This window comes from Pirellulales bacterium, assembly GCA_035499655.1.
Classification (GTDB): Bacteria; Planctomycetota; Planctomycetia; order Pirellulales; family JADZDJ01; genus DATJYL01.
Genome location: DATJYL010000213.1, coordinates 1 through 26,435 on the forward strand (window position 1 = coordinate 1; position 26,435 = coordinate 26,435).

Annotated in this window: 22 protein-coding genes; 11 read left to right on the top strand and 11 right to left on the bottom strand. The window is 57.4% G+C overall.

The window, feature by feature from the left end; all coding sequences use genetic code 11:
- From VMJ32_15900 to VMJ32_15920, 5 genes are all read left to right on the top strand, one after another.
- A partial coding sequence (locus VMJ32_15900; GenBank protein HTQ40509.1) for a rod shape-determining protein occupies window positions 1–476 on the top strand: 476 nt, incomplete at its 5' end.
- The gene (locus tag VMJ32_15905) at window positions 463–1,479 is read left to right on the top strand and encodes a rod shape-determining protein MreC (GenBank protein HTQ40510.1); all 1,017 of its coding nucleotides are present in this window, start codon (window positions 463–465) and stop codon (window positions 1,477–1,479) included. The genes VMJ32_15900 and VMJ32_15905, both read left to right, overlap by 14 nt.
- Before the next feature lie 45 nt (window positions 1,480–1,524).
- Complete coding sequence (mreD, locus tag VMJ32_15910) at window positions 1,525–2,016, top strand: rod shape-determining protein MreD (protein ID HTQ40511.1); 492 nt, start codon at window positions 1,525–1,527, stop codon at window positions 2,014–2,016.
- Window positions 2,017–2,034: 18 nt separating this feature from the next.
- Entirely contained in the window at window positions 2,035–4,293 is a 2,259-nt protein-coding gene (locus VMJ32_15915; protein ID HTQ40512.1) for a penicillin-binding transpeptidase domain-containing protein, read from the top strand.
- A 109-nt stretch (window positions 4,294–4,402) separates the two neighbouring features.
- Entirely contained in the window at window positions 4,403–4,834 is a 432-nt protein-coding gene (locus tag VMJ32_15920; protein ID HTQ40513.1) for a hypothetical protein, read from the top strand.
- 180 nt (window positions 4,835–5,014) lie between these two features.
- Here the strand turns inward: VMJ32_15920 and VMJ32_15925 are convergent, their stop codons facing one another.
- The 3 genes from VMJ32_15925 to VMJ32_15935 form a co-directional block, all read right to left on the bottom strand.
- Window positions 5,015–5,458, bottom strand: coding sequence for a hypothetical protein (locus tag VMJ32_15925; GenBank protein ID HTQ40514.1), 444 nt, complete (start codon window positions 5,456–5,458; stop codon window positions 5,015–5,017).
- Window positions 5,459–5,586: 128 nt separating this feature from the next.
- Window positions 5,587–6,072 carry a hypothetical protein gene (locus VMJ32_15930; protein HTQ40515.1) on the bottom strand — a complete coding sequence of 162 codons (486 nt, stop codon included), beginning with the start codon at window positions 6,070–6,072 and terminating at the stop codon, window positions 5,587–5,589.
- Window positions 6,073–6,163: 91 nt separating this feature from the next.
- The gene (locus tag VMJ32_15935; GenBank protein ID HTQ40516.1) at window positions 6,164–9,124 is read right to left on the bottom strand and encodes a Tex-like N-terminal domain-containing protein; all 2,961 of its coding nucleotides are present in this window, start codon (window positions 9,122–9,124) and stop codon (window positions 6,164–6,166) included.
- 402 nt (window positions 9,125–9,526) lie between these two features.
- Here VMJ32_15935 and VMJ32_15940 point away from each other — a divergent pair, with 402 nt between their 5' ends.
- Together VMJ32_15940 and VMJ32_15945 are read left to right on the top strand one after the other, a co-directional pair.
- Entirely contained in the window at window positions 9,527–10,216 is a 690-nt protein-coding gene (locus VMJ32_15940; protein ID HTQ40517.1) for a methyltransferase domain-containing protein, read from the top strand.
- A gap of 211 nt (window positions 10,217–10,427) precedes the next feature.
- Window positions 10,428–12,509, top strand: coding sequence for a hypothetical protein (locus VMJ32_15945; protein ID HTQ40518.1), 2,082 nt, complete (start codon window positions 10,428–10,430; stop codon window positions 12,507–12,509).
- A gap of 188 nt (window positions 12,510–12,697) precedes the next feature.
- Here VMJ32_15945 and VMJ32_15950 read toward each other — a convergent pair whose 3' ends face one another.
- The 5 genes from VMJ32_15950 to VMJ32_15970 all read right to left on the bottom strand — a co-directional run bounded on the left by VMJ32_15950 (window position 12,698) and on the right by VMJ32_15970 (window position 17,666).
- Window positions 12,698–13,393: a DUF3299 domain-containing protein gene (locus VMJ32_15950; GenBank protein ID HTQ40519.1), complete on the bottom strand. Its 696-nt coding sequence runs from the start codon at window positions 13,391–13,393 to the stop codon at window positions 12,698–12,700.
- Window positions 13,390–14,139 (bottom strand): DUF4190 domain-containing protein, encoded by a 750-nt coding sequence (locus VMJ32_15955; protein HTQ40520.1) that lies wholly within the window; start codon window positions 14,137–14,139, stop codon window positions 13,390–13,392. Before VMJ32_15955 ends, VMJ32_15950 begins: the two co-directional genes overlap by 4 nt.
- A gap of 64 nt (window positions 14,140–14,203) precedes the next feature.
- The gene (locus VMJ32_15960; GenBank protein HTQ40521.1) at window positions 14,204–15,493 is read right to left on the bottom strand and encodes a hypothetical protein; all 1,290 of its coding nucleotides are present in this window, start codon (window positions 15,491–15,493) and stop codon (window positions 14,204–14,206) included.
- Between the two features lie 67 nt (window positions 15,494–15,560).
- Window positions 15,561–16,877 carry an FtsX-like permease family protein gene (locus tag VMJ32_15965; protein HTQ40522.1) on the bottom strand — a complete coding sequence of 439 codons (1,317 nt, stop codon included), beginning with the start codon at window positions 16,875–16,877 and terminating at the stop codon, window positions 15,561–15,563.
- Window positions 16,878–16,988: 111 nt separating this feature from the next.
- Window positions 16,989–17,666, bottom strand: a complete 678-nt coding sequence (locus VMJ32_15970; GenBank protein ID HTQ40523.1) for an ABC transporter ATP-binding protein — start codon at window positions 17,664–17,666, stop codon at window positions 16,989–16,991.
- A 387-nt stretch (window positions 17,667–18,053) separates the two neighbouring features.
- On the opposite strand from VMJ32_15970, the gene pckA reads away from it, so the two are divergent.
- On the top strand, window positions 18,054–19,631 hold the full coding sequence (gene pckA, locus VMJ32_15975; GenBank protein ID HTQ40524.1) for a phosphoenolpyruvate carboxykinase (ATP): 1,578 nt from the start codon (window positions 18,054–18,056) through the stop codon (window positions 19,629–19,631).
- Window positions 19,632–20,067: 436 nt separating this feature from the next.
- Here the strand turns inward: pckA and VMJ32_15980 are convergent, their stop codons facing one another.
- Entirely contained in the window at window positions 20,068–20,508 is a 441-nt protein-coding gene (locus VMJ32_15980) for a hypothetical protein (GenBank protein HTQ40525.1), read from the bottom strand.
- A 184-nt stretch (window positions 20,509–20,692) separates the two neighbouring features.
- The gene (locus VMJ32_15985) at window positions 20,693–21,181 is read right to left on the bottom strand and encodes a type II toxin-antitoxin system VapC family toxin (GenBank protein ID HTQ40526.1); all 489 of its coding nucleotides are present in this window, start codon (window positions 21,179–21,181) and stop codon (window positions 20,693–20,695) included.
- A 97-nt stretch (window positions 21,182–21,278) separates the two neighbouring features.
- Between VMJ32_15985 and VMJ32_15990 the strand changes: the two genes are divergently transcribed.
- Window positions 21,279–22,562, top strand: coding sequence for a rhamnogalacturonan acetylesterase (locus VMJ32_15990; GenBank protein HTQ40527.1), 1,284 nt, complete (start codon window positions 21,279–21,281; stop codon window positions 22,560–22,562).
- Window position 22,563: 1 nt separating this feature from the next.
- Window positions 22,564–23,448, top strand: coding sequence for a rhamnogalacturonan acetylesterase (locus VMJ32_15995; GenBank protein HTQ40528.1), 885 nt, complete (start codon window positions 22,564–22,566; stop codon window positions 23,446–23,448).
- A 159-nt stretch (window positions 23,449–23,607) separates the two neighbouring features.
- Here VMJ32_15995 and VMJ32_16000 read toward each other — a convergent pair whose 3' ends face one another.
- Window positions 23,608–25,485 carry a heavy metal translocating P-type ATPase gene (locus VMJ32_16000; GenBank protein HTQ40529.1) on the bottom strand — a complete coding sequence of 626 codons (1,878 nt, stop codon included), beginning with the start codon at window positions 25,483–25,485 and terminating at the stop codon, window positions 23,608–23,610.
- A 344-nt stretch (window positions 25,486–25,829) separates the two neighbouring features.
- Between VMJ32_16000 and VMJ32_16005 the strand changes: the two genes are divergently transcribed.
- Window positions 25,830–26,411, top strand: coding sequence for an RNA polymerase sigma factor (locus VMJ32_16005; protein ID HTQ40530.1), 582 nt, complete (start codon window positions 25,830–25,832; stop codon window positions 26,409–26,411).
- Window positions 26,412–26,435 lie beyond the last annotated feature (24 nt).

Below are 26,435 nucleotides of genomic sequence, written 5' to 3' on the forward strand. Positions count from 1 at the left end.
AAATGGATCAGGCCATTGTCGACCATTTGCGCCGCAGCCACGCCTTGCGCATCGGTTTATCGACCGCCGAGCAATTGCGGATGGAATTGGGCAGTGCCTGGCCCATCGACGACCAGCGATCAACCGAAGTCTGTGGCCTGGATCTGGCCAACGGACTGCCGCGACGCATGGAAATCAACGCCGCCGAAGTCCGCGCGGCATTGGCCGCCCCGCTGGAAAAAATTCTGGAAACCATTCGCACCACGCTCGACCGGTGCAGCCCCGATTTGGTTTCGGATTTGGTCGATCGCGGCGTGCAACTATGCGGCGGCGGCGCACTGTTGGCCGGTGTCGATCGCTGGATCACCCAGCGCACCGGGCTGCCCGCCCACGTGGCCGCCGAACCGCTCACAGCGGTCGTGCAAGGAACGCTGACTTGCCTGGAACATCTCGATACGTGGCGCAGTTTTGTGGAATCGAGCGATGCAAGTTTCTGATCCGCTGGACCAACGTTGGCTCTTGATTTCCCCCGCCATGCTCCTGGCGGCCACCTGGGCCGCTGCGCTCGCCTTGGCATTTACGCCGCAGCGAATCACCGGCTCGTTGCGCGACGCTTGGCGCGAAGCCCTGCGGCCAAGCCTGGTGGCGCTGAGCAACACTGGCGATTGGATTGGTAACCGCTGGGCGGAATTCCGCTGCGGCGATTCGCGGCTCCCGGAAGCGGAACAGAAAATCGCCGCGTTGAACGAACAGCTGCGCACCCTCCGTACACAACTATTATTGGCCCATAGCGATCGTCCGCCCGGCCCGCCGAGTCAGCCGCACGATCTGGGCCAACCGCCCCCCTTATTGATTGCGCAATCCATTTCTGCGCGCGTGCTGGGCCGCCAGGCGCAAATGTTTTTGCCCCCGCGCGATTTGTTGGATGTTGGTCGCACCAAGGGCGCTACACCCCAAGCCTTGGTCCTGGACGATGGAGCTATCTCATCGGCTTCTTCCATTTCATCCGCCATCACTTCCGCTGCGCCGCTCTTGGACCAAGGGCACGATGCGGCCGTACAGCGCGGCCGGCTGGTCCTGGCCGGCGCCCGGGTCTGGGGAAAAGTGGCCGAAGCGGGTCCGCATACCAGCACCGTGCAGCGCGTCACCGACCCCGGCTATCGCGATTTGGTCCAATTGGCCCGGCAACAGGATGGCCGCTTGCATTTTGCCGCGCGCGGAATGTTGGTGGGGCGCGGAGAAGCACTGTGCAAAATTGAAATGGTCGAAGCCGCCGACTTGGTGACCGTCGGCGATTTAGTGTTCACCGTCGACGACGGCGTGCTCGATGCTCCCCTGCTATACGGCCGCGTGGCCCGTGTGGAACGTAAACCGGGCTCCACCCAATGGGAAATTTGGATGGAGCCGGCCGTGGAAGCTCATTCGCCGCCGACGCAAGTGACCGTGCTGCGCATGGAGTTGAATCCCGCCCGATTGGCCGCCGCGGACAATGGCGAGTGAACAGTCTCGCTGATCCGTCGTCGGAGATTAGGAATCAGAAAATTCATGACGTCGCTGTTATTCATTCCTGTGATGTACATGGCCGCCGTGCTGCAAACTTCTTTTGCCACACGTTGGGATGCATTCGGCGTGGGGCCGAATTTGCTGGTCCTGGGCGGGTTTTTGTGGTTAACCCAAACAGGCAGTCGACGCGGCCTGCTGGTGGCCGCCCTGGCCGGCTTGGTGAGCGACTTGAATTCGCCGGCGCCCTTGGGTTTGGGCCTGGCTTTGTTTGCCGCAGTCGCTTACAGCGTCATCTGGCTGCGCCGGCGGCTCAACCTCGATGGCTTTCCGGCACAACTGTCCGTGGTCTGGTTTGCGGCCACCACCATCACCCTCTGGCAAGGGGCGCTCATCAAGTGCTTGGGACAATCCCCCGCGGCGTGGAGCGCGCTGATCGAGCGCAGTGCGCTGGTGGGATTGTACACGATGTGCACGGCCCTGCCCATTTTGGTCTTCGCCTTTTGGCGGCGCACGCCTCAAGAACAGTTTCGATAATCGGCAAGCCGGTGGAGCATGAACTTGGAACCGACCCCCTGCCGCCGTTTACCCCCTGCCGTGCTGCGCAATCGGCTGCGCTGGTTGTTCGCGATGTTCGTCATGTTGCTGCTCACCGTTTATGGCCGGTTGATCGCTTTAGAACTACGCGACGGGCCGGAATTCCGCGCCATCGCCGCCGAACCGATCGTGCGCCGGCAATCCGTTCCTGGCATGCGCGGACGAATTCTGGCTCGCGACGGCGCCGTATTGGCCTATGACGAACCACTGGTTGACGTGGCGGTCAATTATCGCTGGCTGGAAGAACCGCCCAACCCCCGCTGGCTCAGGCAGATGGTGCGAGCCCAACTTTCTCCCGCCGAGCGTCGCGACACCCGGCGCCTGGCTGAAGAGGAACAACGCTTTCTTGCCGAGCGAATCGAATTATGGAAGCGGTTGGCCTCGCTCTGCGGCTTGACCACCGCCCAGTGGCAAGCGCGCACGGAGCAAATTCAACAGCGCGTGGAGGCCATAGCCGCCGGTGTGAATGCCCGACGTGAAAACGCGAGCGCGGAAAAACTTCGCGACGCAGATTTCGACGAATCACACTCTGATTCTCCGGCGGGCTGGCTGGCATTAGTCGGCCGCAGCATTGCGGAAGCGCTTTTCGAATGGGATGACGATTCGTCATCGCCACCGGTGACCGCCGCCGAGGAATTGACAGAGCACGTGGTTTACGAAGGCTTGCCGCTGGACGCCGTGGCCGAAATCGAAACGCATCCGCAAAATTATCCCGGCGTGAAGTTGATTCACTCGTACCGCCGGGCCTATCCGGAAGGAAATTTGGCGGCGCATGTGGTCGGATACTTGGGCCGGCCAACCGCGGAAGAAATTGCGGCCGCGGAAAACAGTGCTGACGCCTATCACACCGACGATTGGCTGGGCCGGACCGGCATCGAACGCCAATACGAATCGCGGCTCCGCGGACATCGCGGTTTAACCGTCGATCAACTCGATCCGCGCGGGCGCATCGTTAGTTCTACCACCGTTCGCCAGCCTTCCGCCGGAAGCGATGTGGTGCTCACGCTCGATCCGGCCTTGCAACGCACCGCACAAACCCTGCTGGACGAAGCCCTGGCCCGCCGGCTGCCCAGCGGTGATGAACAGTTGGATGCCGCCGCCGGCGCAGCGCTGCTGGCAATCGATGTGCACACCGGAGCGGTTTTGGCGGCCGCTTCGTCTCCCCGCTTCGATCCCAACGCATTTCCGCAGCGCGACAGTCAAGCCGTCCAGCATTGGCTAAATGATCCGGCTCGTCCGCTCTTCGACCGCACCGTACAAATGGCTTTGCCCCCGGGCTCGGTTTTCAAAATTGTGTCGGCCGCGGCGTTGCTGTCCGCCGGTATTGATCCGCAAGCCCCCTTCGATTGCCAGGGTTACCTCCGCCAACCCGACGCCCTGCGTTGTGCGGTATATCGCCGCTATGGCATCGGCCACGGGCCGGTGACCATGGTCGATGCGCTGGCGCGGAGTTGCAACGTGTATTTCTTTCATTACGCGGAGCAAGTTGGCGCAAATCCATTGCTCGATTGGGCGCAGCGTTTGGGATTGGGCCGAGCTACCGGGATCGATTTGCCCAGCGAAGTTGCCGGAAATGTGCCGGCTAGCAATCCGGCCAGCGATGCGGTGGATTCAAAAATATCGCAGCCCGACGCCCTGATGATTGCCATCGGGCAAGGGCCGATCACCGCCACCCCATTGCAAATTGTGCGGATGGTGGCGGCAATCGCCAACGGCGGTAACTTAGTCACCCCGTATGTGGCGGAACGATTGGCTGAGCCCCCCGGTGGAAATTCCCTACCAACCGAAGCAGCGCGGCAAGCGAGCCCGCTTGACGAAGTTATTCGCCATCAACCGCCGCGCCCGATTCAAGGCCTTACCGTCCAAATCTCGGACGTGATTCGAAAGGGGCTCCGCCAGACGGTCGCCGATGAGCAAGGAACCGCGTATCATGTCGTGAATGTGCAGCAAGTTGCCATCGCAGGCAAAACGGGCACGGCCGAAACCGGCGGTAACCAGCCGGAGCACGCTTGGTTCGCCGGTTATGCTCCCGCCGATAACCCGCAGGTGGCTTTTGTGGTGGTGATGGAACATGCCGGCAACTCGGCCCCGGCAACCGGCCCGGTGGTGCAGTATTTGGCAAAGCGGATGGACGAATTGGGCTATTTTGGCGCGGAAAAAGAACGAATTGCCGATGGTGCCGTCCCTGGCGCCGGCCCCCATGAAACGCTTAAATGAGGTCCCCTTTCTCGCATGTGACCCAGCCGTGGGCAAATTTACCAACTACCGTCACCCCGGACTGTCTACGTTGGCAACGCGGTTTCATTGAGCGCGGACTTCATTGAACATGGACGACGAAGCATTTCTCCGCCAGTTTGAAGATTGCACTTGGCCGCTAGAACAGTTTCACCACCGGGAGCATGTGAAAATTGCCTATCTTTACTTGCGGCGATTTTCCTTTGACGAAGCCCTCCATCGGATGTGCGTTGGACTGAAGCGATACAACGCAACTCACCAAGTGCCGGATGCGTTGGATCGAGGCTATCACGAAACGCTAACGCAAGCATGGATGCGGTTGGTGTACTTCACCCTCTGCGAGTACGGTCCGGTCAATACTGCCGACGAATTTGTCGACCAGCATCCGCAACTTTGGCAAATGAAGGTCTTACGGCTCTTCTATTCCCGCGATCGCCTGATATCGCGTGAGGCAAAACAAACGTATTTGCCCCCCGATATTACGAAACTTCCGGAGTCCAAACCGTCGCTCAAGCCCGAATGAAAGAGCGTAAATCACTCCTGCTAAAACACTTGAGCGATAGATTATCTATTTTATCAAGGCCCACAGATTTTCTATTTTCTCAGAAAGTCCTTCCAGGGGCTTGAAGGTGGCCTAGGCATGTGTTCTAAGGGTTTGTCCATGAGTCGTTAAATGCTTCCCAATCTAGCGATTTTGACATCGCTATGCGGGGATCATCAACGGCCAAGTGGAAACCGGCAGAAGGTGATAGCATCGCTGGCCGGTTGCTCGGATGCCGCCGGGAACGCTTCCGATCGGCTGGAAGCCGGGCAAGGACCGTGAAGTGTGTGTGTTGTTGTCCCTTAGTTTCATGTCAGTGGAGGATTTGATTATGAAGATTGTGAAAGTGGTTGTGTTGGCTTTGGCTGTTGTGGCTGCCTCCTTGCCGGAATTGTCCCAGGCATGCTGCCGCCGCCACCGTTGCTGCGATTCTTGCTCTAGCTGCAGCAGTTGCTCCAGCGGTTGCGCTGCCGCCCCCGCCGCCGCTCCGGCTTGCACCCCAAGCTGCTCCGCAGCAAAGTAACGTTTGATTTGGGATGGACTCCAAGCGACCGCACGGAAGACGGCGGTCTTTTGACCGATATATGCCCCGCCTTTGCCAGCCATCCGGTTGGCAAACGCGGGGCAATTCTTTTGGGTACTTAGCCCGAATACGATCGCTGGAAAAGCAGATAAATCGATGGTTGCCAGATCCGATTAAGAGCATTTCCTAACTAAATTGTTGCTGCATCGGCTCACTGCCGGGCCGCGTATAGTTCCGCGTATTCCAGTACCCACAGATCGATCATTTCCATAAATCGCTCTAAATGAACCTCGATCAAAAGCTGAAAATGGGTGCGATTATACACTTCCTTGTTCCGAATGGTCCCATGCGCCGTAAGCTCCAGCACATGGGCCGAACTGTACGGCCGGACGGTCATTTCCAAGCGGCTGAATACGTTGGAGCGTTGCTGCCCGGGGGTGAAATCGGCATCATCCCGGTTGACAGCGGCTCCCCACCCCCGGTCGCTGACCACATTCTCGTACTCAAAGCCCGGAAAATGCTGCGGCAAACGCCGCAGGCATAACTCCACGTGCTCCGATAGCTGCAGCCGATACTGCGAATGCAGCCGCTTAAACTGTTCCTCGCTCAGCGCTTGGGCAGCCTCCTCGCCTCGGCGTTGTCGCGCCGCCTGATTGCCCCGTTGGATGGCACGTTGCAGCCGCTCGTCAAAATCCACAGGCAATCGTCCAGGTAAAATGTTGAACTCGAAGGCCTAATGAAAAAATAAGCCGGACACTGAAAACACGAAAAACCATCACCGTGCGGCGCTATACCGGCGAATCTGCCCTAGAATTCGCATCGGTCATGCTCGTGGCGGCTTCTTTTGCAATGGTGTCCCTGGCGGCCGCTTCAGCAGCCACAGTCTCGCTCACAGGGGTCCCTGCTGGCTCCGATGCCAAATTGGCTTGTCCTGCGGCGCCGCCCAGGGGACGCTCATCACCCGCCCCGGAACTTTCGTCACCGCTGGAAGGTTGCCGTTGCGTTTCTGGTTTCTGGGTGACGGGCTTCGCTGCCTGGGGCGACGCGGCAGCGGCCGTGGTCGCTTCCGTTTGGCCCGATTTAAGTTGGTGGAACTGAAATAAGTCGCTGAAGGTACGCAACGGTTCCTTCCCCTCTTTCATCGCTTTGGTGATCGGGATCAGCGGTTTAGGCTTGGGCTTGGCAGCGCGAGCGTGGGCTTGGTGATGCTGATGCTGGGGACGACCCCCTTGAGATCGGCCACCCTGCGATCGTCCGAAACGCTTGCCCCCAACATGCGGTGGGCGAACGCCCAAGCCGGAACCGCCTGTCGGCGCTGCCGTTGATGGCGGGGCGTTGCTTCCTTCGCCGACCGGCGCCGCGGGAGTCTGACCAAACGTTCCAGCGTCAGCGGCCGAAGTTGCATTTCCATTCCCGGCCGATGGGGTTGTGGCGCGGCCAGGGCGAGGTCGCCGCTCACTCCGTGGCTGTCGTTCACCGCCCGGCGGACGATCTCCCCGCCGCGGTCCCCCTTCCCGGCGCTCTCCTCCGGCCGCGCCCCGCTGTGGTTCGTGACGCGGCGTGCCGGGCGCAATCATCGTTAGCGATACTCGCCGCCTCGCTTTATCGATCTCCACCACCCACACTTTGACAATGTCTCCCACCGAAACCACCTCGTGCGGGTCGCGCACAAAGCGGTTAGCCAGGTGGCTGACGTGCACCAGCCCGCTATCGTGCAGGCCAATATCCACAAACGCGCCGAAATCGACCACGTTCAACACGCTCCCCATCAATTCCATTCCCGGCTGCAAATCATCCAGCTTGAGCACACCGCGCTTGAAAATGGGCTGCGGCAAATCTTCCCGGGGGTCGCGCCCCGGACGAGTCAGCTGCGCCAAGATGTCACGCAGCGTCAGCAAGCCGACTTGCCAATCCGCGGCCAGTTGTTCGGCCTGCCCTTCCAATTCCGAAATCTTTTGGGCCACCGCCGCAACTTTTTCCTTGTGCCGCAAATCGTCCACCGAAAAACCGAGTTTCCCTAATATCTTCTGCGCCACTTCGTAACTTTCCGGATGAATCCAGGTGGCGTCGAGCGGGTTGTCCCCGTCCGCTACTTTCAAAAAGCCAGCCGCCTGCACGAACGTGGCTTCGCCCAATCCGGAAATTTCTTTCAATTGCTCCAGGTTGCGGAACGGACCGTTGGACAGGCGATGGTCGTACAACCGTCGCGCCGTCAGTTGATTCAATCCGCTAACATAGCGCAACAGCGCCGGGCTGGCCGTGTTCAAATCGACGCCCACGTAATTCACGCACGATTCCACCACCGCATCCAGCGAAGTTCGCAGATGCTTCGCTTTCACGTCGTGCTGGTACAATCCCACGCCCAGGCTGCCGGGGTCGATTTTCACCAACTCGCTCAACGGGTCGAGCAGCCGCCGGCCAATGTTGATGGCGCTCCGCAGGGTCGCGTCGTACTGCGGCAATTCCTCGCGCCCCAACGGGCTGGTGGAATAAACGCTGGCGCCGGCTTCGTTCACGATGACGTAGGCGACTCCGTCTTCTTTCAATTCGTTGGAAAGTAAATCGGTCAGCAAATCTTCCGTTTCGCGGCACGCCGTGCCATTGCCCAATGCCATCACCGCCAGATTGTGAGTTTTAATCAGCTCGACCAACTTGGCCCGGCCTTCGGCTTTCCGCTCGTCCTTGCCGACCAATTGAATCACCGCCTGATCCAACAAATTGCCAAACTCATCCAGCGCCGCCAGTTTGCAACCGCTCTTAAAGCCCGGGTCAATGGCCAGCACCCGCCGCCCGCACACCGGCGGCAACAACAACAAATTGCGCAAATTCTTTGCGAACACCACCACGGCGTGGGCTTCGGCCGCATCGGTCATTTCCCGGCGAATTTCCCGCTCCAGGCTGGGAAACACCAGCCGTTGCAATGCATCGCGGGCGCAAGCCCGAAGGAACTCCGCATGCGGATGGTCCGGCGGCGCCAGAAAAGTTTCGGTTTCCTGAACCAGCGCCCCTTCGTCGGCCTCGATTTTTACACGCAGCAGTTTGGCTCGCTCGCCACGATTGATGGCCAACACCCGGTGCGGAGGTATTTTGTTCAAGGGTTCTTTGAAGTCAAAGTAGTCCCGGAATTCCTTCCCCTGCTGCTCGGCAATTTCAGTTTTGCCGGCGACCAACCGGCCCGTCTTTTTGAGAATACGCCGCAGGCGGGCGCGCAAATCGGCCCGCTCGCTGAAATCTTCGGCCAGAATGTGCCCCACCCCCAGCAGCACGTCGGCAATGGTGGCCAGTTGCCGGTCGGCATCCACGAAATCGGCCGCCCGGCGGTCCAAATCGGCGGCAGCCGCATTGGCTTTCAGAACTTCATCAGCCAGCGGCTCCAGCTTTCGTTCACGTGCCAGCGTGGCCAGCGATTGCTTCTTCGGTTTGTAAGGCAGATACAGGTCTTCCAACCACTTGATGTTTTCCGCCCGTTCGATGGCTTGGGCCAGCTCTGCGGTCAGTTTACCTTGGCTGTCGATCGAACGCAGAATGGTTTGCTTCCGTTCCGCCAGCATGCGCAACCGGCCTACGTGATCTTGAATCTGCCGAATTTGCTCTTCGTCCAGCCCGCCGGTTTGGTCTTTGCGGTACCGCGTGATGAATGGAATCGTATTGCCCGCATCCAACAACTGCACGGCGCTTTCCACTTGCCCCAGTGGCAGCGAAAGATGATGGGCGACAGGCGCAAGATCAATGGTAGTGGTGAAGCCCATGCAGAGGAGCCAAGTGATCGCATCCCATCAGAGACGCTGGTCAGTGCAGCGGGAGATGCACGGTTAGCGTGTGCGCGTGAATTGCAAGTAAATCTGCCCTTGCGGCGAACGAAGCGAATATAAAAAAGACGCGCGAATGCTGGCGGCGCGCGAGTGTTACACTGCCACAATGTAAGCTGCCGCTGGCAAAGTTGTCAAGCTGTCATCGAAAATAGCAGGGGGAGCAGGCTGTGCTGTGACAAGCCGGTTCCATTCCCGATATCGATTCGCCCCATGCTTCCCCTTGATTTTGTTGAAACTTGCGCGCCAAAAACAGGCTCACCATTTCTGCTTAGACCGTTTACAATCGCCTTGCTCGCAACTTACACCGTCTTCTCGATTTTACCACTTAGGTCACCACGCATGTTCCGCGATCAGCGTGTATTTCTACGACAATTCTTTAAGCAATATCACACCACCGGATCGATCTGGCCAAGCAGCCCGGCGCTGGCCAAAGCCCTCTGCCGATATGTGCGATCGGATGCAAACGCGCTCGCCAAATCCAAAGCTGAATCCTCCCTCGGATCACCATGCTCCGGCAAGCGGGAAATACTGGAAGTTGGCCCGGGAACCGGTGCTGTCACGGCACGGCTGGTGGCGCAAATGCAGCCGGAAGATCGCCTCACGTTGGTGGAATTAAACGACGATTTTGTTCACCACTTGCACACTCGCTTCGAAACCCAGCCGGCGTTCCAAGCCGTCGCTTCACGAACTCAAATTATCCACGCCCCCTTGGAACATTTGCCCGGCCAACACTGTTTCCATCTGATTATTTCCGGCCTGCCGCTGAATAACTTTGCGGTCAGCGAAGTGGAGCAGATTGTGGGAATTTTTCAGCGGCTCTTGTCGCCCGGTGGCACGCTTTCGTTTTTTGAGTACATCGCCATTCGGCGGGCCAAGGCCCTGGTGTGCGGACCAAAAGGGCGCGCTCGGCTGCGCGGCATTGGCCAGGTTTTACACCGCACGCTGTCCGGACGCGAAATCAAACGCGATTGGGTGTGGCCCAACGTTCCGCCCGCTTGGGTGCATCACGTCCGGTTTAGCGGCACCTGACCAGCGCCATGACGGCCGGACAAAACGTACAGCCGGCATAACCATCGTTTCGCGGCCATTCCGTTTTGACCGCCGTAACTCTACAGCCTATAGCACTATAGGTGCCTTCGGCCGATGGTTTCCCGGCAGACGCTGGAGATACCCTCTACCGGTGCGCAAGTTCGGCCGCGGCGGGCGGCTGCGCTGAGTGTGTCCCTTCAAATAAAATGCCATGGAAGAGCTAGATCATCCATCGACTCCCGAGGAACCGTCCAGCGACGAGCTTGCTCGCCTGCTCCCCCAGCGCCGACAGCAGGCTCTCGAACTACTGGCCAACCAACGCCAACAGCTCGAGCAAGTCGATTCAGCGCTGGAAGCGCATTTGACCCAGATCGAACAGCAACTGGCAGCCGGCTTGGGCGACGCTCAATCGCCCGCTTCCAGCCCCCATCTGAAAGACGAACTCGATCAACAGGCACAGCACATTCGCGAACAGGCCGCGGAAATGACCCGCCAACAAGCGGAGTTGGCCGCCGACCGCGCCGAAATTGATTCACGCCAGGCCGAATTGCACTTGGCACGCGAACAGTTGGCTCGCCAGCACCAGGAGCTGCTGCTGCAAGCTCAACAAGAACGGGAACTGCTTGACCACCGGGCCGCAGAGCTGCAGGCTTCCGAAGCCAAAGCCAAGCAAGCTCAACGCGAGCTGGCCCAAGCCCAGGAAGAATTTCGCCATGAAAGCCGCCTCCGGCAGCAAGAACTGGCCGACCGGCAGCGCCTTGAAAGCGAGCAACTCGACCGCCGGGCCGCAGAACTACAAGCATCGGAAACAAAACTCAAACAGGCCGAACACACTTTCGCCGTGGCCCAAGAGGAACATCAAAGCGAAGTTCGGCATTTCGCCAACCGGCGCGAACACTTCGAACAGCAGCACCTGCGATTGGAAAAAGAATTGGAAGAGCTGGAGGCCCGCCGTGAAGAAACCCGGACCCAGCGCCGCCGCATCGCCCAGCAGTTGCGAATCGAACGCTCGGCTCAATTGCAGGAGTGCGAGCTCGCCCATGCGGAAGTCGACCGTCATCGCGCCGCGCTGGAAAAGGAAATCGAACGAGAACGAGCCCGGCTTAGCCAGGACCGCGAGGCCTTCGAGCAGGAATTGAACCGCGCACGACAACAATTGCGCCGCGACCGCGAACTGTTGGAGGATGAAGAAACGGCCCTGGAACACGCCCGCCGCCAATGGGAAGAGTCGCGCCGCCAAGCCAGTAAAAACTCCACCGACCAATCGGCCGATTTGCTGGCCGCCGAGCACGAAATTCAACAACTCAACGTGCAGTTGCTCCAAGCGGAAAAAACCGCCGCCCAGGCCATGGAAAAGCTCACCCAGCTCTTGCAAGAACACGAAACGTTGCAACGGGAACTCGCTCAACAAAAAGGTGCAGCAGATGCAGCGGCACAAAATTTGTCCCCCTTGCCAACCGAAGAATCGGACACGCTGCAAACCGAACGCGACTTGCTGAAGTCAGAACGAGCTGCTCTGACCGCACGGGTCGAGGCCTTGGAAGCTCAACTGGCGGCCGCGCAGCAACAGTTAATTACCATGCCGCCGGCTGCCGACGGACAACGGACCGAAGATCTGTATCGACGCTTCGAATTGGCCCTCGACGATGTCCGGCAACTGAAGCGCCGCAACGCCGATCTGGAAAAAGAACTGGCCGATCTGCATGCCAAAGCGCAGCCGCAACCCCAAACTCCCAACAGCGAGTTCACCGGTGATTGGGAAGCAACCAAAAAACGCCTCATGGCGGAATTGCAGAATGATGACTCGCCGTCCGAAACCGAACCCCTGACGGAAGAGGAGCGGCTGACCGTCGAGGGAACCATCCGCATCACCGACGAAATGGTGGCCCAGCGAGATCGGGAAATCACCGAGTTAAAAGAACGCTTAGCGGAACAATTGGCACTCACAGAAAGCCCGCTGGCCGCAGGCGAGCTTACCACCGTCGTTTCCGCCGCCGAGGCCGAAGTCCTCGATCAAGACGCCCTCATCCAGCAAGAACGACAGCGGTTGTTGGACCTCCAGCAAGAATGGCAGGAAAAAATGCGCCAAGCAGAAGTCGAAATTTCGGTCCAACGGGCACGCCTGGCTCGCGAACGCAGCGGAGTCGACGAACAGTTACGCTTGCTGGAAGCCGAAAAAGGGTTGCTGGCCGGACAAAAGGGTTCCGGCGAATCGTCGGCCACTGACTTATCCAAAAAGCCCGGGCGGCGTTGGCTGACCCGTTTGGGAATTAAGGAAAACGACAGGGAGTAGGCATCTGCCATCAGCAGGGCAATGCTTGCGAATCCGAAAGTGGACGAATTGTGCGCTGCGAAAAGCCAATCGTGGGCCAATTTGAACATAGCCCGACTGTGTCAGTCGGGAAAAGCGGCTGTCGGAATTTCAAATTGTCCCACCACCGAAAAGCCAATCCAATTCGGCATCGACACCTGCTGCCATCCTCACTGCACTTTATCGGCCTGCATGTGATAGATGGCCAAGCACTTCCCTTCGGGACTGGCAATTTCCTGAATGGAAAATACTCCCTCCACCGCCACGGGACGGGTGGTGAAGTCCGCCGTGTGCCCATCGTTCATTTGCACCACGATGCAATCGTACAGCGCAGCGCCGGGGCCGAAGCAGCATTGCATGTTGTCGCGCACCAGCACAAATTGCGAGAGGCCGGTCTGCTGAAAGCTGGGCAAAATGTAACCGCGGATGCGAATTTTGGAATTGTCGTAACTTTCGATCGCCGGCGTAATCATGTTGCGTTGGAACGGCTCGTCCTTTTGCATGTTGAATTTGATGTTGTCAAATCCTATGTCTCGCGCCGGCTGGTTCGCTGCCCTGGCCGCTGCTTCTGCCGGAGAAATCGCTGCCGCGATCGACGAATCCGCTGTTCCGGAACCCGCCGCGGTTCCCGCCGACGTAGCGGGCGCATCGGCGGAAACCGAATCGACATTCGCTTTGTTCGTCCCACTCTCCGTGGCAACTCCCGATCGCGCAGCTTGGGGCGCAGCCGACGCAGTGGTAGCCGCTGGTAAAGATCGTTCTCCGCAACCGCCGGCAAGCAGGAACAGGCAACTGGCCGCAGGCAGCAGGCAAAACGCTGACAGCAGAAAGAAGCCGGATTTGCCTGAAGCCGCAGCAGTGGTCATGGCAAAATCGCCTCATCCAGATGGTAAAACACAATTCCCTTGGCATCGATCGCCTGCTTGGGTTCCGTAATGCGGAATTTCCCAGCGATCTTAAATAAATTGCTGGTAAATTCAAAACCTTTGGAACCCGGCGCCAGCGCCACCTGTATCCGATCCGTGATTTTCGGATTGCCGCCGAAGCAGCACGTCCCTTGATCGCGCACTAATAAAAATTCAGTAATGCCGTCTTTGCGCAGCCCGGGATAAATGTACCCTTTGATAAATATCTTTTTCCCGTCCAGCTCTTTGGCCTCCGGCGGAATGGCGTTAGGCGGATCGTCAGGCTGCGGCTGCAGCAGAGAATAATCCACGCGGTTGTAACCCGCCGGCACTTCGGTGGCATGAATATAGCCCAGCCGCCCGAATCCTCCCAGCCAAAATACGATCGCTAAAACAATCCCAAATTGCGCCACGCCCCGGCCCGTGTATTCTTGGGGCTGACTGCGAATTTTCCGCAACGCCACCAGACCCAGCACAAGGGCGCTGAATGGGATTAACGCCAACCACCAATCCAGCAACGCCAATGCGGACAGCACGCCCAATACCAGCGAAGCCACCGCCGGGGTTGAAAGCGCACGGTAGGAATCAGACGGATTGTAATCATCGTCCTCGTATTGCGGTTCCGCTTCCCGCTTGATCGGAACCGGGCGCTGAAGGGCGCTGTCGTCCGCCGCCGGTGTAGCGAGTTGGGCTGGTCCAGTTTCCACGTTCACTTACCTCTCGACCGCATGGCGAAACCTCTATGCTGCGTTAATCTTGGGCAAGCCACGCTTAATTCTTCTTTACGTTGCCGCTGGGCATCAAGTTGTTCGATTGCGTATTGCTGGAAGGCGTGTTGCCATTTGGTGCGTTAGAAGCCCCGTTCTTGGGCGTCCCCGCCGGCGCTGGCGCTAACGCGGCTCCGCCGGGCAACAAAAACGATTGCGCCTGCTTGGCCGCAGTGGGGTCAAGCTTCTCCAATTGGGCCAATTGCTCCTTGGCTTCCGGCAACGGGCAAACCTGTAAGTATTTTAACACGGGGACGCGCACCCAGGCGGAATCGGCATCCGCCTTCACAAATAAATCGACCAGTTGGTTCATGACGGTCCAGTCCTGCCAACGGGCCAGGTCAGGAATGACCAAATCGGCCATTTTCGGACGGCTGAGCATCAAATGAAACGCCTTGGCGGCATTGTCCTTAGTAATGATGCCCGCCTCCTGCGAAATGCGGACCGCCTGAATAGCCGCATAAGTGTCCGTGAACTCCGCATCCTGATTTTTCAGGAACATGTCTTCCACCAGCGCCATCCCGGTGGGACCTTTGATCGCCAGGTAGGAGCCGATCATCGCATCCAGGCCCGCCTTAAATTTCCGATCCTTGGAGTGGAACAGCGATTCGATCAGCGGCACGTCTTTTTCCGAGCCGCACACGCCTAGCAGCGTGAAGTACAACCGCCGGTGGCTGGGCGAAATATCCGGGTCCGATATCCACTTGATTAACTGGTTGTAATTGGCCCGCGGCCCGTAAGCTTTCAGATCGTCGTACGTGGCTTTGGCAAACTCGTCGAACGAGTCTTGCTTCAGCACCGGGTCTTCGTCTTCCAAATAATCTTGGAAGAAGAGCAATCGGTCGGCCCCTTTTTCGGGCAGCTTGAGCAACGTGTCAATGTACGGCAGGCTGCGTGCTGTCAGCGCGGTGGGGGTGGCCCATGAGAGCGACTTCGGATCGACCGCCGTGATTAAAAACTTGGTTCCGACGGGAGCATCTCCCAAATAAATAGCGTCGATTTGTTTGGTCTTTTTGAGTAGGTCGGCGCCCTTGAGAATTTCCACAATGCGGAATTTTGATTTCGCCAATTGCTCGCTAATGCCCGGCGCAAAAGCGCCATCGGCCCCGGCTGGACGCGCCGGCGTTTCCGTCATTTCGGCAATCACCACCGCATCAGCAGCTTTCATTTCTTCCGACCACGTCAGCGACACTTGGCCGCAGAAGGGGCATGCTTTAACTGCCGGCCCCACGATCAATAGCGACACGCCGACGAAAGCGGCAAGAAAAAATTGCTTTGTAATTCGACCTGTCATCACTCGGCTCCTTCTGTTTTCCGCCGCTGCGTGCGGCCACTGATTTTCCGCGGCATGCCTTCTGAATTCACGGCGCGGCGGTTAATGCCCGGGCCACGTCAGTTCGGTAGGCCGACAGCGCCGGCAAGTAACCCACGAGCGAAGCCAGCACAATCAATCCCGGTATTAAAATTAACTCCGATGTCGGCACAAATTGCAAGAAGTTAACCGCCACTCCAGTGTACTCCGTAATGGTGGGGGCCGCCGCGCCCACCAGCAGATGGCCCACCAGCCAGCCAGCCAATCCGCCTCCCAAGGCGAGCATAATGGACTCGGTTAATACAATCATCATAATTTTGCCCCGGTGGGCGCCCAACGCCCGCATCACGGCAATTTCGTGCCGCCGTTCCGACATGGAATTATAGATGCTCACCAAGATTCCAATGCCAGCCACAATGACAATTAATACCGTGAGCACCAGCAAAATCCATTGTAACGGCTGGACAAAGGTATTCGTCAGCACCGTTATTTCTTTAATCGGCTCAATGGCTTGCGCCACAAATTCTTTATTGACGTGCTTGACCAAATCGGGCGCAACCAATTCGGGCGGCGCGCCGCCAATGCTGGCCGTGCGGATCAAAACGGCGGTCGTTTCCCGTTGATCTTCCGGGAGCGGCGTTTTGAGAATTTCATCCGGCTCCTCTTTTTCGCCCGGTTTGTGAACCTCTTCCACATGCCCCTTGGCATGATCGGGAATCAGGAAAAAACCTTCGATGTTCACAAAGGCAGCCCGATCGACCGGCGTGCTCATGCGGTCGAGAATGCCCACAATTTTGAAGGGCATGTGCTTTTCGCCGCCGACACCGTGTGCGGGCGAAAAACTGTCGCCCACTTTGAAGCCCATGTGCTTGGCAACTTCGGCCCCGACCACGGCGGTAGTGAAATCGGGCGTCTTGAAATTCTCGCCAGATGAAAAAGTAGCGTGCAGCAATTTGCTGAATAATTCCGGCGTGGTGCCGACCACTCGATATTGTCCGTTTTCACCAACGACGTCGCCCAGACATACTGGAATGGCCAAGTCGACATCGTCGGCATATTTGCCGTCTTTATGATCGCTGCGCTCGTTGGCGTGCAAAAACTGCTGATAATAATCCCAGGGAATGTTTTCGATAGGGCGGTTCAGATAATAAACCGTGTTCAGCAGCAGATCTAAGCGACCTCCCTTAGCCCCGATGATGACGTTGTAACCCAGCGAATTGCCCGACGCGAACGACTTCTGCACAATTTGCCCAATCACCAACACGGCCACCACCAGCGATACCCCCAGCGCCATCGACAGGCCCGTTAGAAACGAAGCCAGCGACCGTTGCTGAATGCTGCGCCAAGCGATTTTCGGAAGAGTCATACGTGAGTTTTAGAATTCAATGGTAGAAAAATGATGTTTGTTCGCTGAGTTAATTCTCCGCTTGCGGTTTAGCCGCGACCCAACAGGGAAGCGCGCGAACCAACAAACGCTTCACGATGCCCCCATCGGCGTCAGCCGATTAATTTCCTCCAAATTTTCCACGCGCTGAAACTGTTCCGCCACTTGCGGCGTGTGAGTCACCAATACCAAGGTCACGTTTTCTTCGCGGCACGTATCGCGGATTAAATCGACTACTTGCTGTTGATGCCGCGTGTCGATGTTCGCCGTAGGCTCATCGGCCAATAGCAGTTTCGGCTTATTCGCCAAGGCCCGGGCCACCGCCACGCGCTGCTGTTCGCCGACGGAAAGCTGTGCCGGCTTATGGTGGAGCCGTTTCGATAATCCCACGCGGTCCAATAAATGCCGTGCCCGTTCCGGCTTCGCTCGACCCGTGGCGAACGACATGCCCAAGAGCACGTTTTCTAGCGCGGTAAAGCCGGGCAGCAAATTGAATGTTTGAAACACGTAACCGATTTTATCAGCGCGGAAGCGGTCGCGCCCCGCCTCAGGCAATCGTGCAATGTCGACGCCGTCGATCCGAATCTTCCCTTCGTCCGGCCGGCTGATCCCGGCAATCATGTGCAGCAACGTGGTTTTGCCCGATCCGCTGCGGCCGACCAGCACAATTTGTTCGCCCGCTGCGACGTGAAATTGCTGCACATTCAAAATCGGCAGCCGCCCGCCACCCGGCTCCATAAACGATTTTTTCACGTTTTCCAGGGTGAGCATGGGCGTGGGGCCTAAGATTTGCAAATGTTACTGCCTGGATAGCACTAGAATGACCCAAAACCGCATGATGATAATGGTTTACGCACACGGCACAAAGCCCAACCCGGTGCACTCGCGCGCTATTACCGCCCAATAAATACGTGCGAAAACGCCCAAAGGTTCGGTAAGCTTATCCTCCACGAACTTGAAGAAGTTGTAAAAATGTTTCGCCGCCGGTGCTTACGGATTTGCCGGCGATGCTGTCGCTGTCAAACGACCACATCGAAATCCTAAAATCTGGCAACTCCGAATTTGCCCGCCGCGTTCGATTGCGATTGCCGCCGCCCAACACATAAACATAACTCCCCATTCTGTCCTCATCGAACCCTATTGACGAATAAACTTGCTATGTCACAAACCCTTGATCTTTCGCGCCACGAAATCGACGCCGAATTCGCAGTTCGCAATGCCCCGCCGGCGGCGCTCTATGAAGATGCTATCTCCATCGAGCACGCGGCCATTGCCGACAGCGGGGCCCTCATTATTCGCTCCGGAAAAAAGACCGGCCGCAGCCCCTTGGACAAACGCATCGTCGATCACCCGGATAGCTCCGGCAACATTTGGTGGGGGCCCGTAAACATCAAACTGAACGAGCAAGTGTTCATCATCAATCGACAACGGGCAATCGATTATCTCAATACCCGCGAGCAACTCTACGTGTTCGATGGCTTTGCCGGCTGGGATCCGCGCTATCGAGTGAAAGTGCGCGTAATTTGTGCCCGCGCTTACCACGCCCTGTTCATGCGCAACATGCTCATCCGCCCCACCCAGGAAGAACTGGAGAACTTCGGCGAGCCCGATTACGTGATTTACAACGCCGGCCAATTTCCTGCCAATCCGCATACGCACCAAATGACTTCGCGCACCAGCATCGACATCAGTTTAGAACGGCGCGAAATGGTGATCTTGGGCACCGAGTACGCCGGCGAAATGAAAAAAGGTGTCTTCACGCTCATGCACTATGTGATGCCGGCGCGGGGCGTCCTCTCGATGCACTGTTCGGCGAACGAAGGAGAGCAAGGCGATTTATCACTCTTCTTCGGCCTCTCCGGTACCGGCAAAACCACGCTGTCCGCCGATCCCCGCCGCCGGTTAATCGGCGACGACGAACACTGCTGGAGCGATGACGGCATTTTCAACATCGAAGGAGGCTGCTACGCCAAGTGCATTGGCCTTACCCGCGAAAAGGAGCCGGAAATCTACGACGCCATTCGCTTCGGCGCCGTGTTGGAAAACGTGGTCTACAACGAAGAAACACGGGCGGTCGATTTCGACAGCGCAGCCCTCACCGAAAACACGCGCGCCGCTTACCCCATCGAGTACATTGCCAACGCCAAGGTGCCGTGCGTGGGCAGTCATCCGCGGAATATCATTTTCCTCACGTGCGACGCATTCGGCGCGATTCCCCCGGTCAGCCGGCTCTCGCCGGAACAAGCAATGTATCACTTCATTAGCGGCTACACAGCGCGGGTGGCTGGCACGGAAATGGGAGTGAAAGAACCACAAGTCGCGTTCTCCGCCTGTTATAGCGCCGCGTTTTTGGTGCGGCACCCCACGGTGTACGCCACCATGCTGGCCGAACGGCTCCGACGCCACCGCGCCCAAGCCTGGTTGGTGAATACCGGCTGGTCGGGGGGCGCTTACGGCGTGGGCTCGCGCATTCCGTTGAGGCACACCCGGGCCATCATTGACACCATCCATTCCGGCATCTTAAATGATGTGCCGCTCCAGCGCGATCCGTACTTCAAACTCGATTACTGCACGCATTGCCCCGGCGTGCCCGATTCTCTGTTGCAACCGGCGGCCGCCTGGAAAGACCGCGCCGCCTACGAAGCCACGGCCCAAAAACTGGCCACGCTCTTCCACGAAAACTTCACCAAATACGCTGGCCCCGATTTACCAGCCATGGCGTCCGCCGGGCCGTAGTGTTTGGTTACGGTGCTAATGTGTGTTTGGCGGTTTTTGGTTCTGATGGGGCGGGCTGGGTCAGGCGGAGTTCATGTACTCTCGCAAAGAGTTCCGCATTTGTGAAATCGCGGGGTGCGTTTGAAAATATCTGTCGTCGGATCGCAACGACTTCTGTGCCTGACGGTAGCTTCGTATACGATACGTTACACGGCAACTTTGAACCAAGCGGGACGTCAGCCCACGGTACGCTCTTGAGAATATTGTGCCGAACCAATTCCCAGCCTATTGGCGAAGCAACTAATAACAATCGCGGAGATAGGCGTAACACTGCTGATATCGACTCGTAAAAGAATTCATGAAGCCAAGTTGGCTTATTGCGGATGCCTGTTATGCCATCTTTGCACGAATGCCATGGAAAAAGCTCCCAACCTCCTAGAAGTCTACTTTCATGGATTCATTGCCAACGAATAGCTTGTTTTCCAAGCGTGTTAATATCATAGCCGTCTGGCAGCATCTGCAGAAACGTCATCGCACGTGGCCACCAGCGCCCACGTGCTCCAACCACACGTGGATAGCACTCGAAATAGTTGAACATCATATCTGCATATGCACCTGGCGACTCTCTACAATATGCATTTTCCCGAGGATTTCTGTCTCGTTTCCAGCCCGGATTTGCGCCAAGCACAACAAGGCCCTTGTGAGAACCTACCGAAAGACATGGTAAGTCCTCTTTAAGCTCGTAAGGACCGCTCAATCGGAGTTCACGGTTTATTTCCTGTGCCGTTGACCTTACGCTCAGCTGATTACGCCACAGCCAATCGTAGACTAAAAGGAGTTCTTCCTTAGTTTTAATTTGTTTCAATTTGCTTACAAACGCACTGATGAACTCATTCATCGTTGGTTCTCATGTGCATTGTGAAGAACCAGCAATAGTTCGCACCGATTTTTTAGGTAGCGTCACGGTTTTGGCATGACCCTCGCGCTCCTTCTTCTGCAAATCGGCGCAGATGGCATCGATGTCAAATTCAAACTTCCGCGCGTAATCCTCTCGCACCTTTCGAACTTCGTCAACTACCGTGTCATGAAATGCCATGGTCGGTCTCCATTAACTCTTGTGGCGTGCAAATGACCGGAGGTTCGTAACCATTTGCGCGGCAAATTGATTCAATCTTGGGACGCAAAGTCGCATTGGCAATATGGGAACAGTTCCAGGTCAACAAGTAATCCATGCCATGTACTGCCGATGCGGCGATATGCAAGGCATCGACTTGGGCCCGCTGCGCTAATGGCACCTGCGCGACCAGCAGTTTTGCTAACGCCTTTACCTCGTCGGTTATCGATAGTATCGAAATTTCTTCGATGATTTCCAGCCGGCGTTGAGCAGCTTCTTTGTCGCCGCCGGTGGCCTCTTCAATCACTGCTTGCGACACGTACAACTCGAAATGTTCCTTCCGCTCGGTCCACCACTGGCGTGTGGTTTCCTGGTTCGCGGCCATCACCAAGTCACGGCTTACCCAGGCAGTTAAGTAACTTACAATGGTTGTCTCGACGTAAACTCTTGGCTTCATGCCGATCAATTATAACCCAATCGACTGAAAGAAAAACATTTTTTTGCGTTTGTTGATCCCAGCTGGCTATAATCCGGGACTTGGGAGGAATTGCCGTATGTGGACGACTTGCCGATTCGGTATTGTGATCGCTTTGGTATTTTTTCAGGGTGCAATTGGCGAATCGCAAGTTGAAATTCACTCGCCTATCTACAAATTTTCTTTCGCGCCGGGAAAAACAAAAGAAGGCTATCAGCAAGTTCCGCCCGACACTCTGTACTCCAAGGAACTTGGCTACGGCTTTGAGCCTGGAGCGGAAGTGAAAGCGGTAAATGGCGGCTGCATCACCAGCGACAAGCCCTTTTATTTCTCGGTGGCGCTGCCGGAAGGAAATTACAAAGTCACGGTCACGCTAGGCGATCCGGCGGGCGAATCCACAACCACCGTCAAAGCCGAGCTGCGCCGGCTGATGCTGCAGCACATCCACACTTCGCCCGGTCAATTCGAAACGCGCACATTCGACGTGAATGTGCGCACTCCGCAAATCGCCGGCGGCGGAAACGTAAAACTTAAGCCCCGCGAAAAAACCGATGAAACCTGGGCCTGGGACGACAAGCTGACGCTGGAATTCAACGACGCCAGGCCCTGCCTGTGCGCGCTGGAAATCGAGCCGGCCCCCGACATCCCCACCGTGTATTTATTGGGCGATTCCACCGTCTGCGATCAACCGCTGGAGCCGTGGAATAGTTGGGGCCAAATGCTGCCCCGGTTTTTCCAGCCAGGCGTCGTGGTGGCAAATCATGCAGAATCGGGCGAAACCCTGCGCAGTTCCCTCGGCGCCAAGCGGCTCGATAAAGTGCTCAGCACGATGAAGCCCGGCGATTATCTGTTCATCCAGTACGGCCACAACGACATGAAGGAAAAAGGTGACGGCGTGGGCGCGTTCACCACCTACAAAGCCGATTTGAAAAAATTCATCGACGGCGCCCGGCAACACGGCGGCATTCCGGTGCTGGTAACCTCGATGGATCGCAAAAAAAGTTTGGAAGCCGATGGGAAAATGACCAACACGCTGGGCGATTATCCGGAAGCCGTGCGCCAAACGGCGAAAGAAGAAAATGTGCCGCTCATCGATTTGCACGACATGAGTTGGCAGTTTTACCAGGCGCTGGGTTCGGAAAACATCGGTAAAGCCTTTCAAGACGGAACCCACCACAATAATTACGGCAGTTACGAGCTGGCCAAATGTGTGGTGGAAGGCATCCGTCAAAACAAGCTCGACCTGGCAAAATTCATCGTCGCCGATTTCCAAGATTTCGACCCGAGTCATCCTGATCCCGTCGATAGCTTCCACATGCCCGCCAGCCCGAAAACATCGATTGTCAAACCGGAGGGAAATTGACATGCGAGCACGCAGATTGATTTTGATGGCGGGCAGCATGTTTTGCTGGGCCGTATTGCCTTGTTTTGCGACTGACGATTCGATCCCAACGCCGCCAGCAGCGACAGAAAAAACTGCCGATTCCGCCAACAACCGGCCGACGCTGTTCATCGTGGGAGATTCGACGGTAAAAAACGGCGCGAACAACCAGCGCGGCTGGGGAGAGCGGATCGCTAAGTTCTTCGACACCAGCAACATCAACGTAGCGAACCGCGCCATTGCCGGACGCAGCAGCCGGACGTTTATCAACGAAGGACGCTGGGACAAAATTTTGGCAGACGCCAAGCCCGGCGATTTTGTCATCATTCAAATGGGGCACAATGACGGTGGACCGGTGGACGATGGACGCCGCGCCCGGGGATCGTTGCCGGGCATTGGGGAGGAGACACAAGAAATCGACAATTCGCAAACCCACCAACACGAAGTGGTGCACACGTACGGTTGGTACTTGCGGAAATATATTGCCGATGCCAGGGCCAAGGGGATGACACCGATTTTGTGTTCGCAAATTCCGCATTGTCCGCAGAAGCCCGTGGAAACAGATGCGGTGGAAAACGTGAAAACCGTGGCTTGGGCCGAGCAAGTGGCGAAGAACGAAGACGTGCTGTTTGCGGATTTGAATCGGACGATTTTGAAGCATTACGTGGGACTGGACCCGGCAGATATCAAATCAAAATTATTCACGCCATTGGATAACACGCACACCAGCGCGGATGGGGCCGACCTGAATGCAGCCTGCGTGGTGGAGTGCTTGCGGGGATTGAAAGATGATCCGCTGGGGAAATATCTTGTGCAGCCGCCCCCGGCGGAAGCGCAGAAAGCAGCGCCGGAAGCTCGCAGCAACTAGAGATCGTCTCACGATCATGTAGCGGCCCCGGCGCGCCGGGGTCTCCAGCCGCTGAGGACAGCGGCCACTACATCCGCTACACGTTCGCGGGGTGCGCTCTAGCCGGATGTTTATGGCATCCGGTCCGTCCGGCTAGTTTGAACAACCGAATTGTGGGCATCAAAAATCGCTCAGCGATTTGGGCGGCCAAGCGGCGCGAACTGCGTTCGTCACCGCCAAAATATCGATCACCTCTTGCAAAATGGCGCCGGCCACGGGAGGCAAATATCCCGCCGCCGCGATCACCATCGCCAAAATGCTGGCCGCCATGCCGCCCACGGCGCTTTGCAAGGCAATGCGGCGCATCCGGCGGCTGATGTGCAGGAATTCGTCGACCCGTTCCAGTGAGGTATCCATCACCACCGCGCCGCTGGCTTCGCCCGTGATTTCGTTGCCTGTGCCGAACGCCAGGCCCACGGTGGCCGCCAACAACGCGGGAGCATCGTTGATGCCGTCGCCCAAAAACAACGTGGGCGCAAGTTGAGTTTCCCGGCGAACAATGTTCACTTTGTCTTCCGGACTTTGCTCGGCATAAACGTCTATAATGCCCACCTGGTCGGCCAGATAACGCACTTCGCTTTCACGATCGCCGGAAACCAACAGCACTTTGTCAAAGTGATGCTTGGGAGCCAAGTGGTGAACGAACGAAATCCCCTCATGCCGCGGCTGATCGCGAAAACGATAAATGGCGGCATACTTCCCGTCGATCAACACGGCGCATTCCAGCCCGCCGGCTAGCGGCGGCAATTGTGTAGCCAGCTCCGGTTGCGCGGCGAGTATTTTTTGGCGACTGGTAATTTGCACATTCCGCCCGGCCACGACACCTTGCAACCCGGCGCCGGGTTTTTCGTGAATTTCCGCCGCTTCGCACGGCGCCAGTCGTTGACGCTGCGCCTCCTGCACAATCGCCTCAGCCAGCGGATGTTTGGAATAACGCTCCAAAGTGGCGGCAAGGATCAATACTTCGTGGGCGGTGAAGGCGGGCGAAACAAGTTGCTCCGTCAGCCGCGGCTCGCCATACGTAAGCGTTCCAGTTTTATCGAAGATCACAGTTCTGCAAGTGTCGATTTGCTCCAGCACCGCCGGATCGCGCACGATGATGCCGCGCCGCGCAGCCAACGATATGCTCCCAATAATCGCTACCGGAATGGCAATTAACAAGGGACAAGGCGTGGCGACCACCAGCACCGCCAAAAAACGCACCGGCTGGCCCGTGATTGCCCAGGCCGCTACGGCAATCGCCACCGCCAGCGGCGTGTACAGCGCGCCCAATTGATCGGCCAGCCGGCGAATGCGCGGCCGCCGCTGTTCCGATTCCTGCATCACGCGCATAATTTGCGCATAGCGCGAATCCACTGCCCGGCGTGTGGCGCGAATGACCAGCGCGGTTTCGCCATTGATCGAGCCCGACAGCACGGTCGAACCGGGAGTTTTCGACATGCGGTACGGCTCACCGGTAAGATACGATTCGTCCATCACGCCGTGCCCTTCCAGCACCTCGCCGTCAACCGGACAAATCTCGTGCGGAAATACCACCAGCAAATCTCCAACCACGATACCATCCAGCGGCACGTCTTCCATTTGCGAATTGCGTCGCAAATGCGCCACCAGCGGCATCCGCTTGGCCAAAGCACGCAACACCCCCGCGGCGCTGCGGACCGCATAGCTCTCGATCGCCTCGCCGCCGGAAAGCATCAACACCACCAGGGTGCCCGCCAGGTATTCACCCAATAACACCGAAGTGACAATCGAAATCCCCGCCAGCAAATCAGAACCGAATTCGCGATGCAGCAACTTCACCAGCAATTCCACCACAATCGGCACGCCTCCCAAGGCCAGGGCCACGTACAGCGGCCAAAGGGCGGCTCCCTGCCGGGAACCCAAGCAAAGCCAGAGCAGCAAATAGGCCCCAATCGCGGTAATTGCCAGCGAGGCAATCAGAGGATATCGCCGCGTGTAAAGCTGTCGCATCCACGGGGGTCCGTCGGCCAAGGGCATGCATCATCCTTGTCGAAATTCAAAAGCGAGGCATTTGATCAATGTCAAATTGAAATGCGGGCGTCTTCACACCAACCGGCTCATTCACGCTCTCGTAATGGTTTGCCCGTGTCTTTTCCAAACGAAATTGCTGCTGTTTTCAATTGTACGACGCGCAGCGATCCCATCGTTAAAGCGTTGTAAGTGATTGGAAAATCTACCTTTGTGCCTGCGATGTCATGCAGCCGGCAGAATATAATGGATGACTCTCCCAAAAACAAACCAGAGCGATGGCAGTTCCGTCCCGGTTTATCCTTTCAGCCTCCAGCAAGACTCATCCCCCTCACGGCAACATACTTTAACGCATGACCAATACCCAGGCAGATGAGCAACCTGGCGCCACGCACCGGCCTCAGCCGCTCGACTGGTCGGCCTTGCTGGCACAGCACGAGCGCTGGTTGCGCACCGTCGTGTTTGCGCGCCTGGGGAACAGCGAAGGGGTGGATGAAGTATTGCAGGAAGTGGCGTTGGCGGCGGTTCGCCAGCAAGCCCCCTTAAACGATCCCGCCAAGGCCGCGCCTTGGTTGTACCGGTTAGGGGTTTTGCAGGCACTATTGTACCGCCGTCGGCACGGACGCCAACGCAAGCTGATCGATCGATTTGTGCAGCGCTGGCCGCCGCCAGATCACGATGCCGGCTCCCCCGATCCACTTTCTTGGTTGCTGGCCGACGAACGCCATCGCTTGGTGCGCCAAGCGGTGGCCCGCCTGCAACCGCGCGATGCTGAAATCTTGTTGCTGAAATATACGGAAGATTGGAACTACCACCAATTGGCAGACCGTTTGGGGATTAGTCATTCCGCAGTGGAAACGCGGCTGCATCGGGCCCGGGCCCGGTTACGAAACGAATTGGTGGCCTTGAACGTGGTCGAAGTAAAAAGCGGTTGATTTAAAAAGCGATAAAGGTGATTT

Excerpts from the sequence above, each read along its gene's own strand:
- VMJ32_15905 (HTQ40510.1), top strand. The coding sequence starts at position 463 with ATGCAAGTTTCTGATCCGCTGGACCAACGTTGGCTCTTGATTTCCCCC.
- mreD (HTQ40511.1), top strand. The coding sequence starts at position 1,525 with ATGACGTCGCTGTTATTCATTCCTGTGATGTACATGGCCGCCGTGCTG.
- VMJ32_15915 (HTQ40512.1), top strand. The coding sequence starts at position 2,035 with ATGAACTTGGAACCGACCCCCTGCCGCCGTTTACCCCCTGCCGTGCTG.
- VMJ32_15920 (HTQ40513.1), top strand. The coding sequence starts at position 4,403 with ATGGACGACGAAGCATTTCTCCGCCAGTTTGAAGATTGCACTTGGCCG.
- VMJ32_15925 (HTQ40514.1), bottom strand. The coding sequence starts at position 5,458 with ATGGCTGGCAAAGGCGGGGCATATATCGGTCAAAAGACCGCCGTCTTC.
- VMJ32_15935 (HTQ40516.1), bottom strand. The coding sequence starts at position 9,124 with ATGGGCTTCACCACTACCATTGATCTTGCGCCTGTCGCCCATCATCTT.
- VMJ32_15940 (HTQ40517.1), top strand. The coding sequence starts at position 9,527 with ATGTTCCGCGATCAGCGTGTATTTCTACGACAATTCTTTAAGCAATAT.
- VMJ32_15945 (HTQ40518.1), top strand. The coding sequence starts at position 10,428 with ATGGAAGAGCTAGATCATCCATCGACTCCCGAGGAACCGTCCAGCGAC.
- VMJ32_15950 (HTQ40519.1), bottom strand. The coding sequence starts at position 13,393 with ATGACCACTGCTGCGGCTTCAGGCAAATCCGGCTTCTTTCTGCTGTCA.
- VMJ32_15960 (HTQ40521.1), bottom strand. The coding sequence starts at position 15,493 with ATGACAGGTCGAATTACAAAGCAATTTTTTCTTGCCGCTTTCGTCGGC.
- VMJ32_15965 (HTQ40522.1), bottom strand. The coding sequence starts at position 16,877 with ATGACTCTTCCGAAAATCGCTTGGCGCAGCATTCAGCAACGGTCGCTG.
- VMJ32_15970 (HTQ40523.1), bottom strand. The coding sequence starts at position 17,666 with ATGCTCACCCTGGAAAACGTGAAAAAATCGTTTATGGAGCCGGGTGGC.
- pckA (HTQ40524.1), top strand. The coding sequence starts at position 18,054 with ATGTCACAAACCCTTGATCTTTCGCGCCACGAAATCGACGCCGAATTC.
- VMJ32_15980 (HTQ40525.1), bottom strand. The coding sequence starts at position 20,508 with ATGAATGAGTTCATCAGTGCGTTTGTAAGCAAATTGAAACAAATTAAA.
- VMJ32_15985 (HTQ40526.1), bottom strand. The coding sequence starts at position 21,181 with ATGAAGCCAAGAGTTTACGTCGAGACAACCATTGTAAGTTACTTAACT.
- VMJ32_15990 (HTQ40527.1), top strand. The coding sequence starts at position 21,279 with ATGTGGACGACTTGCCGATTCGGTATTGTGATCGCTTTGGTATTTTTT.
- VMJ32_15995 (HTQ40528.1), top strand. The coding sequence starts at position 22,564 with ATGCGAGCACGCAGATTGATTTTGATGGCGGGCAGCATGTTTTGCTGG.
- VMJ32_16000 (HTQ40529.1), bottom strand. The coding sequence starts at position 25,485 with ATGCCCTTGGCCGACGGACCCCCGTGGATGCGACAGCTTTACACGCGG.
- VMJ32_16005 (HTQ40530.1), top strand. The coding sequence starts at position 25,830 with ATGACCAATACCCAGGCAGATGAGCAACCTGGCGCCACGCACCGGCCT.